This window comes from Hymenobacter lapidiphilus (assembly GCF_013377885.1).
Classification (GTDB): Bacteria; Bacteroidota; Bacteroidia; order Cytophagales; family Hymenobacteraceae; genus Hymenobacter; species Hymenobacter lapidiphilus.
In genome coordinates this window covers 18,266-34,794 of sequence record NZ_JABKAU010000034.1, presented here as the reverse complement: position 1 = coordinate 34,794, position 16,529 = coordinate 18,266, and the positions used below count along the sequence as shown (strand labels likewise).

11 protein-coding genes and 2 tRNA genes are annotated in these 16,529 nt (G+C 61.5%); 4 read left to right on the top strand and 9 right to left on the bottom strand.

The window, feature by feature from the left end; all coding sequences use genetic code 11:
* The first annotated feature begins 162 nt into the window (after nt 1–162).
* On the top strand, nt 163–2,868 hold the full coding sequence (locus HW554_RS15740; protein ID WP_176909536.1) for a cyclic nucleotide-binding domain-containing protein: 2,706 nt from the start codon (nt 163–165) through the stop codon (nt 2,866–2,868).
* Nucleotides 2,869–3,022: 154 nt separating this feature from the next.
* Here the strand turns inward: HW554_RS15740 and HW554_RS15735 are convergent, their stop codons facing one another.
* The 5 genes from HW554_RS15735 to HW554_RS15715 all read right to left on the bottom strand — a co-directional run bounded on the left by HW554_RS15735 (nt 3,023) and on the right by HW554_RS15715 (nt 7,990).
* Nucleotides 3,023–4,069, bottom strand: coding sequence for an adenylate/guanylate cyclase domain-containing protein (locus tag HW554_RS15735; RefSeq protein WP_176909535.1), 1,047 nt, complete (start codon nt 4,067–4,069; stop codon nt 3,023–3,025).
* Nucleotides 4,044–4,472: a response regulator gene (locus HW554_RS15730; RefSeq protein WP_176909534.1), complete on the bottom strand. Its 429-nt coding sequence runs from the start codon at nt 4,470–4,472 to the stop codon at nt 4,044–4,046. The genes HW554_RS15735 and HW554_RS15730 overlap by 26 nt, the downstream gene beginning before the upstream one ends.
* A gap of 92 nt (nt 4,473–4,564) precedes the next feature.
* A complete protein-coding gene (locus tag HW554_RS15725) occupies nt 4,565–5,974 on the bottom strand; it encodes a sensor histidine kinase (protein WP_176909533.1) in 1,410 nt (469 codons plus the stop codon).
* Between the two features lie 100 nt (nt 5,975–6,074).
* Nucleotides 6,075–7,625 carry an ATP-binding protein gene (locus HW554_RS15720; RefSeq protein WP_246285332.1) on the bottom strand — a complete coding sequence of 517 codons (1,551 nt, stop codon included), beginning with the start codon at nt 7,623–7,625 and terminating at the stop codon, nt 6,075–6,077.
* Between the two features lie 23 nt (nt 7,626–7,648).
* A complete protein-coding gene (locus HW554_RS15715; protein WP_176909532.1) occupies nt 7,649–7,990 on the bottom strand; it encodes a hypothetical protein in 342 nt (113 codons plus the stop codon).
* Nucleotides 7,991–8,205: 215 nt separating this feature from the next.
* On the opposite strand from HW554_RS15715, the gene HW554_RS15710 reads away from it, so the two are divergent.
* Nucleotides 8,206–10,197: a peptidylprolyl isomerase gene (locus HW554_RS15710; protein ID WP_176909531.1), complete on the top strand. Its 1,992-nt coding sequence runs from the start codon at nt 8,206–8,208 to the stop codon at nt 10,195–10,197.
* 251 nt (nt 10,198–10,448) lie between these two features.
* Here HW554_RS15710 and HW554_RS15705 read toward each other — a convergent pair whose 3' ends face one another.
* Entirely contained in the window at nt 10,449–10,790 is a 342-nt protein-coding gene (locus tag HW554_RS15705) for a cupin domain-containing protein (protein WP_176909530.1), read from the bottom strand.
* A 182-nt stretch (nt 10,791–10,972) separates the two neighbouring features.
* On the opposite strand from HW554_RS15705, the gene HW554_RS15700 reads away from it, so the two are divergent.
* Both HW554_RS15700 and cysK read left to right on the top strand, forming a co-directional pair.
* Nucleotides 10,973–11,812 (top strand): serine O-acetyltransferase, encoded by an 840-nt coding sequence (locus tag HW554_RS15700; protein WP_176909529.1) that lies wholly within the window; start codon nt 10,973–10,975, stop codon nt 11,810–11,812.
* Nucleotides 11,813–11,970: 158 nt separating this feature from the next.
* On the top strand, nt 11,971–12,891 hold the full coding sequence (gene cysK / locus HW554_RS15695; protein ID WP_176909528.1) for a cysteine synthase A: 921 nt from the start codon (nt 11,971–11,973) through the stop codon (nt 12,889–12,891).
* Nucleotides 12,892–13,013: 122 nt separating this feature from the next.
* Here cysK and HW554_RS15690 read toward each other — a convergent pair.
* The 3 genes from HW554_RS15690 to HW554_RS15680 form a co-directional block, all read right to left on the bottom strand.
* Nucleotides 13,014–13,087, bottom strand: a tRNA-Ala gene (locus tag HW554_RS15690).
* A gap of 36 nt (nt 13,088–13,123) precedes the next feature.
* A tRNA-Ala gene (locus HW554_RS15685) sits at nt 13,124–13,197 on the bottom strand.
* 142 nt (nt 13,198–13,339) lie between these two features.
* On the bottom strand, nt 13,340–16,507 hold the full coding sequence (locus tag HW554_RS15680) for a TonB-dependent receptor (protein ID WP_176909527.1): 3,168 nt from the start codon (nt 16,505–16,507) through the stop codon (nt 13,340–13,342).
* Between the last annotated feature and the right edge of the window lie 22 nt (nt 16,508–16,529).

The window sequence follows — 16,529 nt, the reverse complement described above, 5'->3', positions numbered from 1 at the left end:
CTGGCAGCGAATACGTGGCAGCTTTCGGGCAGTAAGGTAAGCGGTTGATGCGAAAAACGGGCTGTTCAGGCTTTCAAAAGGCGGCAGGCTTGTAGTTTGCACCCGGCAAGCGGTAATTTGCCGCTGTTGGCTACCTGCTATCTGCTACAAGCTCTATCAAACATGACGTTTCTCGCCCGCTGGCAGCAGTTACTGGGTATCCGGCCCGAAGAAGGCCGCTCGGTGGGGCTGTTCTTTCTGCACAACTTCCTGCTCGGCATCGGTACCATTCTGGTATACGTGGCGGCCAACGTTATTCTGCTTGAAAACCACCCTGAAACCAGCTTACCACTGGCCTACGCGGCCTCGGCGCTGGCCATGCTGGGAGCCGGGCAGGTGTACGCGCACTACGAGCACCACCTGGGCCTGCAGAAAGTAGCGGTGCGGGTGCTGCTGGCAGTAGTTGTGCTGATGGCCGTCATCGGGGTGCTGGTGGCGTTCGGCGAGTCGGTGGCGGCGGCCGTGGCTATTATGGCCGGCTACCGCGTCATCTACCTGCTCACTAACCTCGAATTCTGGGGCGTGTCGGCGGTGGTGTTTGATGTGCGGCAGGGGCGGCGGCTGTTCAGCGTCATCAGCTCGGGCGATATGCCGGCCAAGGCCCTGGGGGCCGTGCTGGCCGTGCTGGTGCATCATCATGCCGAGCTGCTGTGGCTGCTGCTGCTGGCCTTTGGGGCCTATGCGGGGGCGCTGCTGGTAGTGCAGGCTACCGGCCGCAGCCACCAGGTAGTAGTGCGCTCGGCTGCCCGTGCCGCTCGGCCCGAAGCCGTAGCCACCCCTTTGCGGCGCTGGCTGGGCAGTAGCCGGCTGGTGGGTACCATGTGCCTGAGTATGCTGCTGCTGGCGGCCGTTACTACGGGCATTGAGTATGTCTTTTTCATCAACGTAAAAGAGCAGTTCCACGATCAGGCGCAGGTAATGCGCTATGTGGGCACGGTGCTGGCTCTTACCTATCTGGTGGCCATGCTACTAAAGCTGGCGGTAACCGGCCGCGCCCTCGACCGGCTGGGGCCACGGCCGGTACTGCTGGCGCTGCCGCTGGTGCTGCTGGCCGGTTTTGCCCTGTTCGGGGTGCGCAACGAGCTGGGCCAGGAAGGGCTGCTGCTGTACCTGTGCGGGCTGTTTCTGGTGCAGGAAGTGCTGCGGCGGGCCTTTTTCGATCCGGTGTTCCTGGTGCTGTTCCAGCCGCTGCCGGCCCCCGAGCGGCTGCAGGCCCACACGCTGGCCAAGGGCGTGTACGAGCCGCTGGGCCTGGGCCTGGGTGCCCTGCTGCTGCTGGCGCTGCCTGCCGGCCTGGGCTGGCAGATTGGCTGGATGCTGCTGCTGATTGCCGGAGCCGCCCTGCTGCTCTATCGCACCTACGGCCACTACCTGGCCGAGCTGAGCCACGCCGTGGGCCGCCGGTTTGGCGAGGCCAGCCTCCCCAAACCCGACCCGCTGACGGCCGCCAACAACCCTGCCGACCCAAACCGCACCGCCGTCAACGAAGCCGAAGTGGCCGCACTGGTAGCGGCCCTGGCCAATAAAAAAAGCCGCGCCGCCGCTACCACCCAGCTGCTGGCCCTGGGCATAACGGCCCTGCCCGCACTCTGCGCTTTGTTGCAGTCGGCAGGGGCAGCTGAGGGAGCTGTGGTGCGGCGCGTGGCCTACATCTGCGGGCAGCTGCCGGTGCCGGAAAGCCGCCTGGCGCTGGTGCAGCTGGCCCGCCGGCCGCAGCTGGCCTACCGCGAAGCGGCCTTGCGCGCCCTGCGCTACCACGCCCCCAACCCAACCGATGCACCTGTTTTCCGCGAGCTGCTGGGCCAGGAGCTGCGGTTGGCCCAGCAGTTGCTACACGGCCAGACAAGTATCGGAGCCGGCCCGTTGTACCACGCCCTCGGCTACGAGCTGAAGCGGCTGGAGCAGCGGCTGTTCGGGCTGCTGCAGCAGTTGTATCCGCCCCAACCCATCCGCGATGCGCAGCGCCATGTGGCACAGGCCACCCGCGAGCGGCAGGCCAATGCCCTCGAAATCCTCGACAACCTCATCGACCGACCGACTTATCAGGCCCTGCAGACGCTACTGGAACTGGGCTCGTCTGCCGCTAAGGCCGCCCACTTCGACCGGCTGCTGCCCGGTGCTCCGGCCGCTTTTGCCCGGCTACCGGAAGCCGTAGCCGAACGCGGCGAAACTACGTTCACCGACTGGACGGTGAGCCTGGCGCTGCGGCAGCTGCCGCCCGCACGCACGCACCTGGCGCTGCTGCTGCCACACATGGCTTCGGCCAGCCCACTGGTGCGCGAAGCGGCCCTGGCTGCGCTGCAATACTGGGCAGCCACCCGCCCCGCCGACTACCAGGCCGCCCTCACCGAAAACCCCGATTTAGCCGCCCTGCTTATGCACCACTCCGCCACCGCCCGCATTTCTGCCGCCGACCGGGTGGACGTGCTGCAGCGCACGGCCCTGTTTGCCGCCACGCCGCCCAATGTGCTCAGCGCCATCGTCCCCATCATGCAGGAAGTCGACCTGAAGGCCGATGAGCAGCTTTTCGCTCAGGGCGACCTGGGCAATTCGCTGTTTATCGTGTATGAGGGGCAGGTGGGCATCTTTACCGGGGCCCGCCAACTGGCCACCTTCGGTCCGGGCGACTTTTTCGGCGAGCTGGCCCTGCTCGATGCCGAGCCTCGTTCGGCCACTGCCCGCGCCCTGGCCCCCACGCTGGCCTTTCGCCTCGATCAGGAAGATTTCTACGACGTGATGGAGGAGCGGCCCGAAGTGCTGCGCAATATTCTGCGGGTGCTCTGCCAGCGCCTGAGAAGGCAGAACGAAGCGAGTAGGGGGACAGTGTGATACGCATACGCACTGCTGGCTGCGCTAGGTAATATTGCCCTGTGCGAGCAATACACGAAGCTTTCTAAACTGTAAGCCCAAAGCCCCCAACGCCTGAGTCGACGTTGGGGGCTTTGGGACTGTGGACTATTCCACTTTGTAAGAGCAGTCTGGCCTATGCCACTACTTCGTAAATCATCACTGGCTCGGCCTTGTTCTTGAGGGCCACTTCCTGCAGCGGGCGGCACTGGAACGACTCTTTTATCTGCTCGTAGGTGGACTGTGTAACGACAATCTGGCCGGGCTGGGCGGCAGCCTGCAGGCGCTGGCTCACGTTCACGTTGTCGCCGATAACGGTGTAGTCGAGGCGCTTGAGCGAGGCCGAGCCGATATTGCCCGACACCATTTCGCCGGTATTGATGCCGATGCTTACCAGTGGCTGGTAGGGCTTGCCGTCGGGCAGCGTGTCGTGGTTGGCCTGCACGGCGGCGCGGGCAGCCAGGGCCGCATCCACGGCCCGGTCCAGGTGGTACTCGTTGCGGAAAACGGCCATTACGGCATCACCCATAAACTTATCGATGTAGCCGCCCTGCGCAATAATCTCCTTCACCATCTGGTCGAAGTAGCGGTTGAGCATCGTTACGATATCGGTGGGGGGCAGTATTTCCGAAAGCGAAGTGAAGCCGCAGATGTCGATAAACACCACCGTGGCCTGCACCGTTTCGGAGGCCATGAGCGTGTTTTTGAACTCGGGCCGGCCCACAAAATTGAGTACGGTTTCATCCACGTACATGCGCAGGATGTTGTTTTCCTGGATGGCGCGCAGCGTCTGGCGCAGCTGCTGTACGTGCAGGGCAGTTTTGTCGATAGTCAGTTCCAGGTCCTGAAAATCGACGGGCTTGGTCACGAAATCGAAGGCCCCGCGGTTCATGGCCGTGCGGATATTGTGCATGTCGCCGTAGGCCGATACCATCACCGTTTTGATGACCGGATTAACCTCCGGCAGACGGCCAAGCAACGCCAGCCCGTCCATCACCGGCATATTTATGTCGGACAGAATGATGTCGAAATCGGTTTGCTCGCCCAACGTATCGAGGGCCTGCTGGCCGTCGTGGGCAAACACGAACTCGTACACGTTCTCCCTGATTTTGCGCCGGAACTTCTGTTTGATGAGCAGCTCCAGGTCGGCTTCATCATCAACTACCAGAATTTTCGTTTTCATAAGTGTTGTCGTCTTGGGCGGCAAGTTGCAGCAATTTCTGCTTGAGAGCGGCAAAATCGACCGGTTTGGTCAGAAAGTCGCTGGCTCCTAATTCCAGTGCCTGCTGGCGGCTGGTTTCGTCGGCATAGGCCGTCAGCATCATCACCCGGGGCGGGGCGGGTGGGGGCGGGGTAGGGTATTCCTGCCGGATGCGGCTCAATAGTTCCAACCCGCTCATGCCGGGCATGTTGATGTCGGACAGAATCAGGACCAGCTCCGAAGCGTGCTGGTGCAGGTAGTCGAGCGCCTCCTCGCCTGAGTGGGCAAACGCAAACCGCAGCTGTCCGCCCCGAATCTCGCGTCGGAACCGCTGTTCAAACAGCGCCCGCACGTCCAGCTCATCGTCTACTACCAGAATATTCATGTAAGCAAAGGTATTGTGGTTGGCAGTTGATTGGCGGGCTTTCGGCCGTTCTTCTTTCGTAACGGTCAATAGCCCACAAGCAACTGAAAAATTCAGTTGGGCAGCTTGATAACGAATTCGGTTCCCTGCCCTTCCTCGGTTTCGAGGCTGAGCGTGCCGTTGTGTCCCTTGGTGATGATGTCGTAGCTGAGCGAGAGGCCCAGGCCCGTGCCCTCGCCGGCGGGCTTGGTGGTGAAGAAGGGCTGAAATATTTTCTGGCGGGCCGCTTCGGGAATGCCCGTGCCGTTGTCGCGCACCCGGATTTCCACGCCGCCCTCGGGCAGCGCGCGGGTGCGCACGCTCACGGTGGGCACGTAGTCGGGCTGGGCGGGGAGCTGTTCGCGGCGTTTCTGCACGGCGTAGAAGGCGTTGGTGAACAGGTTGAGCAGCACCCGGCCCACGTCGGGCCCGACGGCCTCGATCAGGGGTAGGTCGGGGGCGAAATCGGTGAGCAGCGTGGCGTTGAAGGTTTTGTTTTTGGCGCGCAGTCCGTGGTAGGCGAGGCGCAGGTATTCGTCGGCGAGCAGGTTGAGGTCGGTGGGCAGCCGTTCGCCGGTGCTGGCGCGGCTGTGTTCGAGCATGCCGCGCACGATGCTGGCCGCCCGATGCCCGTGGTGCGTAATCTTGCTCAGGTTCTGCTCTAAGTCGGTTAGTAGCTCTTCTTCCAGTTCAGCGTCCAGCGTTGTTCTCTTCTGCTGCTTTTCGCGCAGCTCGCTCAGCAACTCGGTACTAACGTCGGCGAAGTTGGTGACGAAGTTGAGCGGGTTCTGGATTTCGTGGGCAATGCCGGCCGTCAGCTCGCCCAGGCTGGCCATCTTCTCGCTCTGGATGAGCTGGTCCTGCGTGATGCGCAACTCCTCCAGGGTTTCGCGCAGCTCCCCGGTTTGGCGGGTGAGCGAGGCAGTGCGCTCCTCGACCAATTGCTCCAGCTCCTGGTTGCGGACTTGAATCCGGGCCTCTACTTCGCGCTCCAGCCGCTGCTGTTGCAGAAGCGTCTGCTGCTTGTAAGCCACCAACGCGCCCACTACCAGCCAAACGATGCTGAAAAACCAGAACAGATCAGCAGGCTTGCCATAAAGGATAAGTTCGCTGACGGATGGGCCGACTTCTATCGGCAGCACGAAAAGGATAAACTTGGCCAGCGCCTGGAGGGCGAATGGAGCCAGGGCCAGCAGCAGGGTCCGGGCCGGCTGTAAAGCCCGCATCCGGGTCAGCACAACGCCGGCCAGTAGCACCATCAATCCCACATACACCGCATCAATCAGCAAATGGGTGTCCGTTTCCCAACGGCTGCCAACCGTTTCCATCACCAGCAGCAGCGGCAGAGCCACCGCCCAGAGGTACTTCAGCAGCCCGTTGAGCCGCGGTGCCCGCTCGGGGAGCTCCAGAAAATGTCGCAGCGCCAGGAAGACGAACAGCGAGACAAGAATGCTGGGTATAGGTGGGAAAATGATTAATTTCATAAGCAGGCACGAGGGAAGTAAAGCGGGTGGGCTTATGAAATGAAGCAGGGTAGGAAGCTGTCAGCACATCAGGCTGTGGGCAACTAGCCACGAACTGACCTCAGTCGGGCAGTTCGATAATGAATTCGGTTCCCTGCCCTTCCTCGGTTTCGAGGCTGAGCGTGCCGTTGTGGCCTTTGGTGATGATGTCGTAGCTGAGCGAGAGGCCCAGGCCCGTGCCCTCGCCGGCGGGCTTGGTGGTGAAGAAGGGCTGAAAGATTTTCTGGCGGGCCGCTTCGGGAATACCCGTGCCGTTGTCGCGCACCCGGATTTCCACACCGCCCTCGGGCAGGGCGCGGGTGCGCACGCTCACGGTGGGCACGTAGTCGGGCTGGGCGGGCAGCTGCTCGCGGCGTTTCTGCACGGCGTAAAAGGCGTTGGTAAACAGGTTGAGCAGCACCCGGCCCACGTCGGGCCCGACGGCCTCGATCAGGGGCAGGTCGGGGGCGAAGTCGGTGAGCAGCGTGGCGTTGAAGGTTTTGTTTTTGGCGCGCAGTCCGTGGTAGGCGAGGCGCAGGTACTCGTCGGCGAGCAGGTTGAGGTCGGTGGGCAGCCGTTCGCCGGTGCTGGCGCGGCTGTGTTCGAGCATGCCGCGCACGATGCTGGCCGCCCGATGCCCGTGGTGCGTAATCTTGCTCAGGTTCTGCTCTAAGTCGGTTAGTAGCTCTTCTTCCAGTTCAGCGTCCAGCGTTGTTCTCTTCTGCTGCTTTTCGCGCAGCTCGCTCAGCAACTCGGTACTAACGTCGGCGAAGTTGGTGACGAAGTTGAGCGGGTTCTGGATTTCGTGGGCAATGCCGGCCGTCAGCTCGCCCAGGCTGGCCATCTTCTCGCTCTGGATGAGCTGGTCCTGCGTGATGCGCAACTCCTCCAGCGTTTCGCGCAGTTCCTCCGTCTGGCGGGTGAGCGAGGTGGTGCGCTCAGTTACCATTTGCTCCAGTATAGCGTTCTGAGCCTCAATACGCCGCTTTTCGAGGGCTGCGGCCTCGCGCTCCAGCCGCTCGGCCTCGGCCTGGCGCTTATGGCTGCGGGCCACAAAGGCGAAAACAATCAGCCAGAGCACGCTGAACCCCTGGGCCGAACTGAACCCTTCGCGGTAGAAGTTCAGCGTGGCAGGCGAAATAGCGTGTAGCAGCAACTCGCTCCCCTTGGCCACTGCCAGGGGCCCCAACCCCAGGAGCAGCGTCCGGGCCGGCCGATAGTCGCGCACCAATGCCAGCACGGCTATCATAAGGCCAAGCACCAGCAACACATAAAAATCGTCGGCCTTCGTGTGCTGCAGGCCCAGGATTATCATTCCCAGGTAATAGACCATGCCCAGTATCCAGAACCGGGAATACAGCTTATTCCAGAAGGGCAGTCGCTCCTTGATGTTAATGAAACGCCCCATGCTCCGCACCAGCGGAATGCTGATAGCCACCAGAAACAGGACGTTCATGCCTGAGTCGGCCACTCCCTTCTCTACGTTCCGCTTCAGCTTGTAGGTCGAGTCCTGATCCGGTTCGGTGGGGGAAAGCGAAATCGTGGCATTGGCACTGTCCTGCCGGGTAACCACGATGTCGTTACTGTAGAACTTGCTACGGATGCGGATGGTATCGGGCTGATACAGGGCCATCGTAAACGGGTTGAAGGACGACGTCAGGGAGCGGCCGGCGCTGGAGCATCGGCCACCTGAGTGCTGAAGATTTTCGGCAGGGGCAGCGTGAGTACCAGCACAGGGTTGGCCGGAGTGGGCACGGCGGCCGCATTACGGCGGGTTTTTTTTGCCGGACCTTCGAGCAAGCCGGCGGCCTCGCCCAGGCGGGCCAGCAGCGGCGGCAGCGGCAGATGGAGCGTAAGTACCCGTTCGCGCCGGGTTGGAGGGCTGGCCGCCGATTTACTTTCAATCGAACCAGCGCCGGTCGTTTGCTGTGCCTGCACGGTTGGTGCAGCAAGCAACAGTCCGGAAAATAATACCAGAAGCACGCGAACAACGGGCATAGCGGATAGCAGCGGAATGGTTGTAAAGATGCGACGATAAATGGATTTTTAGTCTCTGCCCTGTCGAAGTCAGGCAGCAGGCCGCCCCGGCCGCCCCGGCCGCCCCGGCCTGGGAGGCCACCCGGGGTAGCTTTCAGAAGTGTTCCGCCCCGGTAGATGCATTTTGGCCCGGCTAGGGTTGCCTTAGGGGCCAGAGTATCTATCTTGGGCCGACCATGACCTACTCTGCTCTTTGCCGGGCCACGGCCGCTGTGGCAATGGCCGCCGGCCTGCTGCCCGCCTGCGCCCCCCGCCCCGTTGCTTCCGCTACAGCACTCGCCTTCCCGGCCAATCAGTTCGCCCTCGATAGTGCGCTGCGCCGCATTGCCACCCTGCAGGATGAGCGCCGCACGGCCGCTTTGCTGCCTTATCTGGGGCACACCGAAGCCCGCTACCGCCAGGCGGCGGCCGAGGCACTGGCTTCGGTGCAGGATAAAGCCGCCACGCCCGGCCTGCTGCTGCTACTGCAGGAAGACGACGAGCCGCGAGTGCGCCAACTGGCCGCCTACGCGCTGGGCCAAACGGCCGACTCGACGGCTGAAACCGGCCTTTACCAGCAGCTACCCCACGAAACCGACGCTACGGCCCGCCGCTACGTGCTGGAGGCCCTGGGCCGCTGCACCAGTCGGGCCGGGCTGGCTGCCCTCACGCGCCTGCCGCCCGCCCTGGCCGCCGATACGGCCGCGCTCAGTGGCCAGGCTTGGGGCCTGTACCGCGCCGGACTCCGGGGCCTTACCTCGGAAGCTGCTGTGGCCCGGCTGGTGCAACTGCTGGCGGCTCCCAACCCCACCAGCGCCCGGCTGGCTGCCGCCAACGCCCTGGCCCGTACCCGTGGCCTCAACCTGGCTCCCTACGCCACTGCCCTACTTACCACCGCCCGCCAAGACCGGCACTACGCTGTGCGGGCGGGCGCAGCCCAAGCCCTGGCCAAAGCCGCCACCGCGCCTACCGTGCCTGCTGCCCTAGCTGCCCTGGCCCGCCGCGACCCCGACTACCGGGTGCGCCTAAGCGCGTTGCGGGCTATGTCGGCCCCCATGTATGCGCCCGTGAAGGAAGCAGCCTGGGCGGCCCTGACCGATGAAAATGCCCAAGTAGCCCTCGCGGCGGCCGAGTTCTTTCTGGCCCACGCTGCCAACGAACCCGGCCCGACATTGCTCGAAAAAGCCCAGGCCCTGTCCCAGTGGCGGGTGCGGGCCACGCTGCTGGCGGCGGCCCTGCGCCAGCCCGGCGACGGCCGCGCCGCCATTCGCCGGGCCGTGCAGGAGCGCTATACGGCTGCCACCGATGCCTATGAGAAAGGCTATCTGCTGAAGGCGCTGGGCGAAGACCCGGCCGCCTTCGACTTTGTGCGCGAAGCTACCTTCGCGCCCAGCCGCTCGCTGGTGGTGGGCACCTACGGTATGGAGGCGCTGGTGGCCCAGCGCCGGCTGCCCGACTTTCCGGCCGCCCGCCAGCCCGATTTTGCGCTGGTGCTCCGCCAGGCCGTGCTCGGCGGCGACGTAGCCCAGCTGGGTCTGGCTGCCGAAGCTATCCGTGACCCGAAGCTGAACCTGCGCCCCCTGCTGCCCAACCCCGATTTTCTGCTGGATGCCCGCGCCAAGCTGGTACTGCCCCGCGACCTGGAGGCTTTGCAGTCGCTGCAGCAAACCGTTGACTTCCTACGCGGCGTGAAACCGACGCCCGTACCGGTGGCCCAGGCCGCCAGCCACCCCATTCCGTGGGATGTGGTAATGGCGCTGCCGGCTGCCCCGCGGGCGGTGGTGCGCACCAGTAAAGGCAATGTGGTGCTACGCCTGCTCGTGAACGAGGCACCCGGCTCGGTGGCCAGCTTCGTGCAGCTAATCCGTCAGGGCTTTTATGATGGCAAGAACTTCCACCGGGTAGTCCCCAACTTCGTGGCCCAGGGCGGCTGCCCCCGCGGCGACGGTTGGGGCAGCACCGACTACAACCTGCGCTCCGAATTTGCCGACCTGCACTATGGCGAAGGAGCCGTGGGCCTGGCTTCGGCCGGCAAAGACACCGAAAGCTGCCAATGGTTTATCACCCACGCCCCCACGCCCCACCTCGACGGACGCTACACCATCTTTGCCCAGGTTGTTGAAGGCATGGACGTAGTAAGTCGCCTCGAAATCGGTGACCGGATAGATAAAGTAGAGCTGCTGAAATAATTGGTTTGTTTACCGGGAAGATCACCATGAGGCTGTTTACAAAGTACCCGGAATCAATCAGACCATCATGCTGAGCGCAGCCGAAGCATCTCTACCGCTTCGTTGAACGACTGCTGCGAAACGGTAGAGATGCTTCGGCTGCGCTCAGCATGATGGTCTGATTGATTCCGGGTACTTTGTAAACAGCCCCATAACAAAAACCCCACCCCGGCAGCTGCCAAGGTGGGGTTTTTCGTTTTTACAGCTAACAGCTACTTATCGTCGCGGCCGTGGGCCTGGGCGGGGGGCGTGGTAGCCTCTACGGCCGAAAAGGCCTCGAGAATCTTGTAGGTATGCGAGGCTCCTTTTGGCACTACCCAGGAGTTGCCGGGCTCCAGCACAACCATCTGGCCTTCTATGTGCAGCTCGGCACGGCCTTTCAGCACGTAGCCTACTGTTTCGTAGGCACTGGCCGACGACTCTTTCGGCTCGCCGGGCTGCTCGTTTTCCCACATGCGCATAGCAACGTGAACGCCCGAAGCCAGGTACTTTTCGCCATCGGGGCCTTTGGGCGAGTGTTGCGAATCTACTTTGGTGATGGTGGTATCAGCCATGGTATACGTTAAATAAAAAGTGAAGAAATTTACATTACTTCCCCGCTAACGCAGCCCGCAGCCCCGAGGTTGTTGCCTGCCGCGTCGGGTGCGGGGCCAAACCTTCGGCTCCGGCCAATGGTTACTTCTCTCTTGGGTACTGCCGTCGAGCTGCAGTTGCCCATCAGTTGTCAACTCCCTGCATGGCTCCTCCCCACGACCCCGATTTCCTCGCCCTGCTGGCCCGTGCCCACCAGGCCACGGCCGCCCCATTGCCCGGCGCCGGCTTCTGCCAGCTGGCCGATCGGCTGCTGGCGCTGTTGTTTCCGGAGCGTGCCCCGCGCCCCCTGCCCAACGCCGACGCGCTGGCCGCCACGCTACGCCTGCTCCAGAACGACCTGGCCGAACTGCTACAGGCCGTCGCCACGCCTGCCGAAGCTATCCAGTACGCGGTAGCTTCTATGGCCGCGTTGCCAGTCCTGCGTCAAACACTGCTGCTCGATGCCGAGGCCATCGTAGCCGCCGACCCGGCCGCCCAGGATCTGGCAGAGGTCATCACTACTTATCCGGGGTTCTACGCCACGGCCCTGCACCGCTTTGCCCACGGCTTGCACCGGCGCGGGGTGCCGCGGGTACCGCGCCTGCTCAGCGAGTATGCCCACCAGCGCACCGGCATCGACATCCACCCCGGTGCCAACATCGGCCCCTCTTTCTGCATCGACCACGGCACGGGCCTGGTTATCGGCGAAACCTGCCTTATCGGGGCCCGGGTGAAGATTTTTCAGGGCGTTACGCTCGGGGCCCTGAGCGTAGGCAAGCACCTGGAGGGCATCAAGCGCCACCCCACCATCGAAGACGACGTAGTAATTTATGCCGGCGCTACTATCCTGGGTGGTAGCACAACCGTTGGCCGCCACAGTATTATTGGCGGTAATGTCTGGCTGACCGAGAGTGTGCCCTCGCACTCGCGTGTTTACCATAAAGCCCAAATCCACGTTACCCGGACCGAAGACCCGGCCGGGGATATCATGTTTTCCATTTGAGAAGTGAGAGAGAACGTCATTCTGAGCTTGCCGAAGAATCTCTACCGCTTTGTTGCGGGCGACATGATTACCATCGGTAGAGATTCTTCGGCTTCGCTCAGAATGACGTTCCTTTTCTCACATCTCCCTCCTAACATCTGCCTTCTAACCCCTAAGAAATGAAAGCCAATACCATTCTCGATACCATCGGCAACACGCCGCTGCTACGCCTCAACCGCCTGTTCGCCGACCGGCCCGATGTGGAGGTCTGGATGAAGCTGGAGCGCGCCAACCCCGGCGGCAGCATTAAAGACCGTATTGCTCTGAGCATGATTGAGGAGGCCGAAAAAAGCGGCATCCTGAAACCCGGTAGCGTTATCATCGAGCCAACCTCGGGCAACACCGGCGTGGGCCTGGCTATGGTTGGCGCCGTGAAGGGCTATAAGGTGACGCTTGTAATGCCCGAGAGCATGAGCATCGAGCGCCGCCGCCTGATGGCCGCCTACGGGGCTTCCCTAGAGCTTACGCCTCGTGAGAAAGGCATGAAAGGCGCCATTGCGCGGGCCGAGGAGTTGGTAGCTGCCGACCCCAACGCGTGGATGCCGGGGCAGTTCGATAACCCGGCCAACATCAAGGCCCACACCGAGCACACGGCCCGCGAAATTCTGGCCGATGCGCCCGAGGGTTTCCACTATTACATAACGGGCGTAGGGACCGGCGGCCACCTGACAGGCGTAGCCGAAGTGCTCAAGCCGAAGTTTCCGGATATGCAGGTGTTTGCCGTCGAGCCCGAGCTTTCACCCGTCATCAGCGGTGGCGCACCCGGGCCGCACCCCATTCAGGGGGTAGGGGCGGGCTTCATCCCCGAAAACCTGCATACCGACCTGCTCGACGGCACCATTCAGGTGGGCCAGCAAGCTGCTTCCGATATGGCCCGCCGGGCCGCCCGCGAAGAGGGTATTTTCATCGGCATCTCCTCGGGTGCCTCGCTGGCTGCCGTGGCCCAAAAACTGGCCGATATGCCCCAGAACAGCCGCGTGCTCACCTTCTGCTACGACACCGGCGAACGGTACCTGTCGGTAGAAGGCCTATTCTCCTAACCGGATTAGAGCCGAACGGGCTGTGAATGAAAGCAAAAAGGCCACCTCAGTTGAGGTGGCCTTTTTGCTTTCATTCACAGAATCCGCGCAATCCGTTAAAATTCGCGCTAATCCGTAGTCCGTGGAGAATATCGGAGTCGAACCGATGACCTCTTGCATGCCATGCAAGCGCTCTAGCCAGCTGAGCTAATCCCCCGGGGTAGTACACGTTTCGCCGGTTGCGAAACGGGAGTGGAGAATATCGGAGTCGAACCGATGACCTCTTGCATGCCATGCAAGCGCTCTAGCCAGCTGAGCTAATCCCCCTCGTGGTACTGCACCAAGCCGCCGGTTGCGTTTTGGTGAGGCAAAAGTACGCGCTCTTTTTGATTCCGCAAGGCAGGGCGCAAAAAAAAACGGGCTGGCAACGCTGCCAGCCCGTTTTCAGGTACTTAACTAACTGACTGACTTAGTTGAACGAGTAGCGCAAGCCCAACTGTCCCTGCCAGCGTGAACCGAAGAACGACTCGCTGTAGCCGCGGTTGCCGTTGGCAGCAAACGTAGCGGGGAACGAGATGGTCGGCTGCGCACCAGCGGCGGCCGATTCTACGCGCAGCAATTCAACGGCGCTGTTGTTCACGAAGTACTGACGACCCCAGTCCTTATTGACCAGATTGCCCACGTTCTGTACGTCAAGCGTAATCTGGAAGGAGTTCTTCTGGCCGCCAGCCAAGAAGTTAATGTTCTGAGCAATACGAACATCTACCTGGTTGGTCCAAGGAGTACGGCCGGCGAAACGCTCGGCATATTGGCCCCGGTTGCTACGCAGGTAGGGGTCGTTTTCGATGAAGGCATCCAGCTGATTCTGGATTTCCTCGATGCTACGCGTGTCCGACGAGCCGCTCTTTACGAGGCGGATTTCGGCGGGGTTACGAACATCACGCGGGATGTAGATCAGGTCGTTAGCAAAGGCACCATCGTTGTTGATGTCGCGACCACCCAGGCCGTACACGTAGGCGATAGGCGCTCCGGCTAGGCCTTCATAGATAACCGAGATGTTGGTCGAGAGCTTATCGCCGGCGTAGCGGAAGGTATAGCCGCCGGTCAGCAGCACGCGGTGGCGCTGGTCGTTGCGCGAGAAGCCCAACTCAGGGTTGTTCGGATCGAACTGTACCTGGTTGAACTGCCAGTTCGAGAGAGCCGTGCTGCTGGCGCCGCTGTTTACTTCCTTGGAAACACCGTAGGTGTACGACGCCGACGTATTGATGCCATTGATGAAGTTTTTCTGCAGCTGGCCCGTTACGTTGTAGCGGTAACCCTTGTTCGTGTTATCAAGCAGCAGCACGTTAGTGTAGTCTTTGCTGTTAACCTGACGGGCGTTCGGATAGAACGGGCGCTGGTCGGGACCAGCCAAGCGGCCGGTTGGAGCCACCAAGTTGATGTTTTGGTAGTAGATGTCGTTGAGCGTCTTCGAGTAAATGCCTTCCAATGTGGCAATTACATCACCAGGCAGACGGAAGTCGACGGCCAAGTTGGTACGCCACACTTGGGGCAGCTTGAAGTCTTTGTTCGATACGTTGATTTCCGACCTAGGCGAAACCGAACCCGCGAAGACGGTCGGAATCTGCGATGGATCGGTTACGATGGTTGGGTACACCGTGTTGGCACCCGTGCCCGTGGGGCGGGCATCCACCGCGCCCTGAATCAGACCGCTGTTGGTGAAGTTGTTGGACAGGAACACGAATGGCACCCGGCCGCTGAAGATACCCGTACCACCGCGGAGCTGCAGGCGGGCATCGTTGTTTACGTCCCAGTTGAAACCCAGACGCGGCGCGAACAGCAACTGACCGTTGGGCAGTTCATCGGTGCGGATGCCCGGGAACGTAGTGGTAACGCCTTGGTTGAAGCCGGGCTTGTCGAAGAAGAACGGCGCGTCGACGCGAAGACCGGCGGTCAGGCGCAGGTTCTCGATGGGCGAGAATTCGTCCTGAATATAAGCACCGAACTGCATGGCACTGAACTGGGCCGCACCTCCGTCGCGGGTGGCGTAGGCCGCCTGCAGGCGGTTAGGACGCTCGTTTAGGAAGTCAGCCAGCGTGTTGAACTGGTAGTAGCCCACCCCGTTGTTAATGAACAGGTTGTTGAACTTGAAGAACTCGTTGTGCGTGCCCAGCGTAACGGTATGCTTGCCGAATGCGCGGGTCAGGTTATCGGTGAACTCGAAAATATCCTGGTTCAGGGAGTTAAAACCCGAGCTGCGCTGGGTACCCAGGGTGTAGCGGTTACCGCCCTCGTTGATTTCAAAGGTCGGGAAGAGCGTGCCCGGTACATCACGTGAGTCGCGGACGGTCTGGTAGCTGAGCAGCAGATTGTTGGAGAACTTACCCAGGCGGCTGTTGAGTTCAAGTACCGAACTGTTGGTTTTGCTGCTGATGCGGTAGGCATTGTTGCCGTACTGCAGCGAGGTGTTGCTGCGGCCAATAGCATCATCGAAGGCATCGATGAAGTTGTGGCGGATCGTCAGCTGGTTGTTCTGGTTGAGGTTGAAGTCGAGGCGGCCGAAGATTTTAGTGCTCTCGGTGAGAAGCGTTTCGCTGCCGTAGTTACCTACATCATAACCGTATTTCGACAGCGCGCGGTCGGCAATGGTTTTAGCCACCACCGGGTCGATTTGCGAGGCCGCGGTGCCTAGGTCGAAGCCCAGCGGTGAGCTGCGGCGGTCAATCTCGGCATTCACGAAGAAGAACACTTTATCTCTTACAACAGCGCCACCTACGCGTGCACCCGTCTGATAGCGGTAGAAATCGGTTGCCTTCGTACGGGGCTCGGTTACGCTCTTGCCTACCAATTTCTCGTTACGGCCGAAGGCGTACACGGAGGCCGACAGGTCGTTGGTACCCGAGCGGGTTACGGCATTCACGCCGCCGCCCGTAAAGTTGCCCAGCTTTACATCGTAGGGAGCGACGACTACCTGGATTTCCTGGATAGCGTCGAGTGAGATGGGCGAGGTGCCCGTCTGGCCGCCGGGCGTACCCGAGCCCGACAAACCGAATACGTCGTTGTTTACCGCGCCGTCAATCGTAATGTTGTTGTAACGGTTGTTGGCACCACCAATCGAGGAGCTACCGCCGCCGTTGGACTGGGGCGAGAGGCGAACGAAGTCGGTGATACTCCGGCTCAGAGTCGGCAGGCGCTGGATTTGCTCGCGCGATACCGTAGTAGCAGCACCAGTACGGCCGGCGTTGATATTACGATCTTGTGTGCCCGTTACCACTACCTCGCCAAGCGTCTGCTCCGACTCATTTAGGTTCACATCGAGGCGCAGGTTCTGGCCTAGGGTGAGAAAGATGTTCTCCCGCACCGACTCCTTATAACCTACGAACGTAACGCGCACCGTATAGGGTCCGCCCACACGCATGCCCTGAATGTTAAAGCGACCTTCCGAATTGGTAGGGGCCACGTATTGGGTGTTGGTAGGCGTGTGGACGGCAATTACCGTAGCACCGGGCAACCCTTCGCCCGATTTATCAGTAACAACACCGCTCATGGCCGAAGTTGTTACCTGGGCCCAGGCTGTGTGTGCCGATACAAGGGCCATTGGCAGCAGCGCTACTGAAGCGTAAAGGTGGCGTCTCATAGAAGAGGGGAATGGGTGAAAA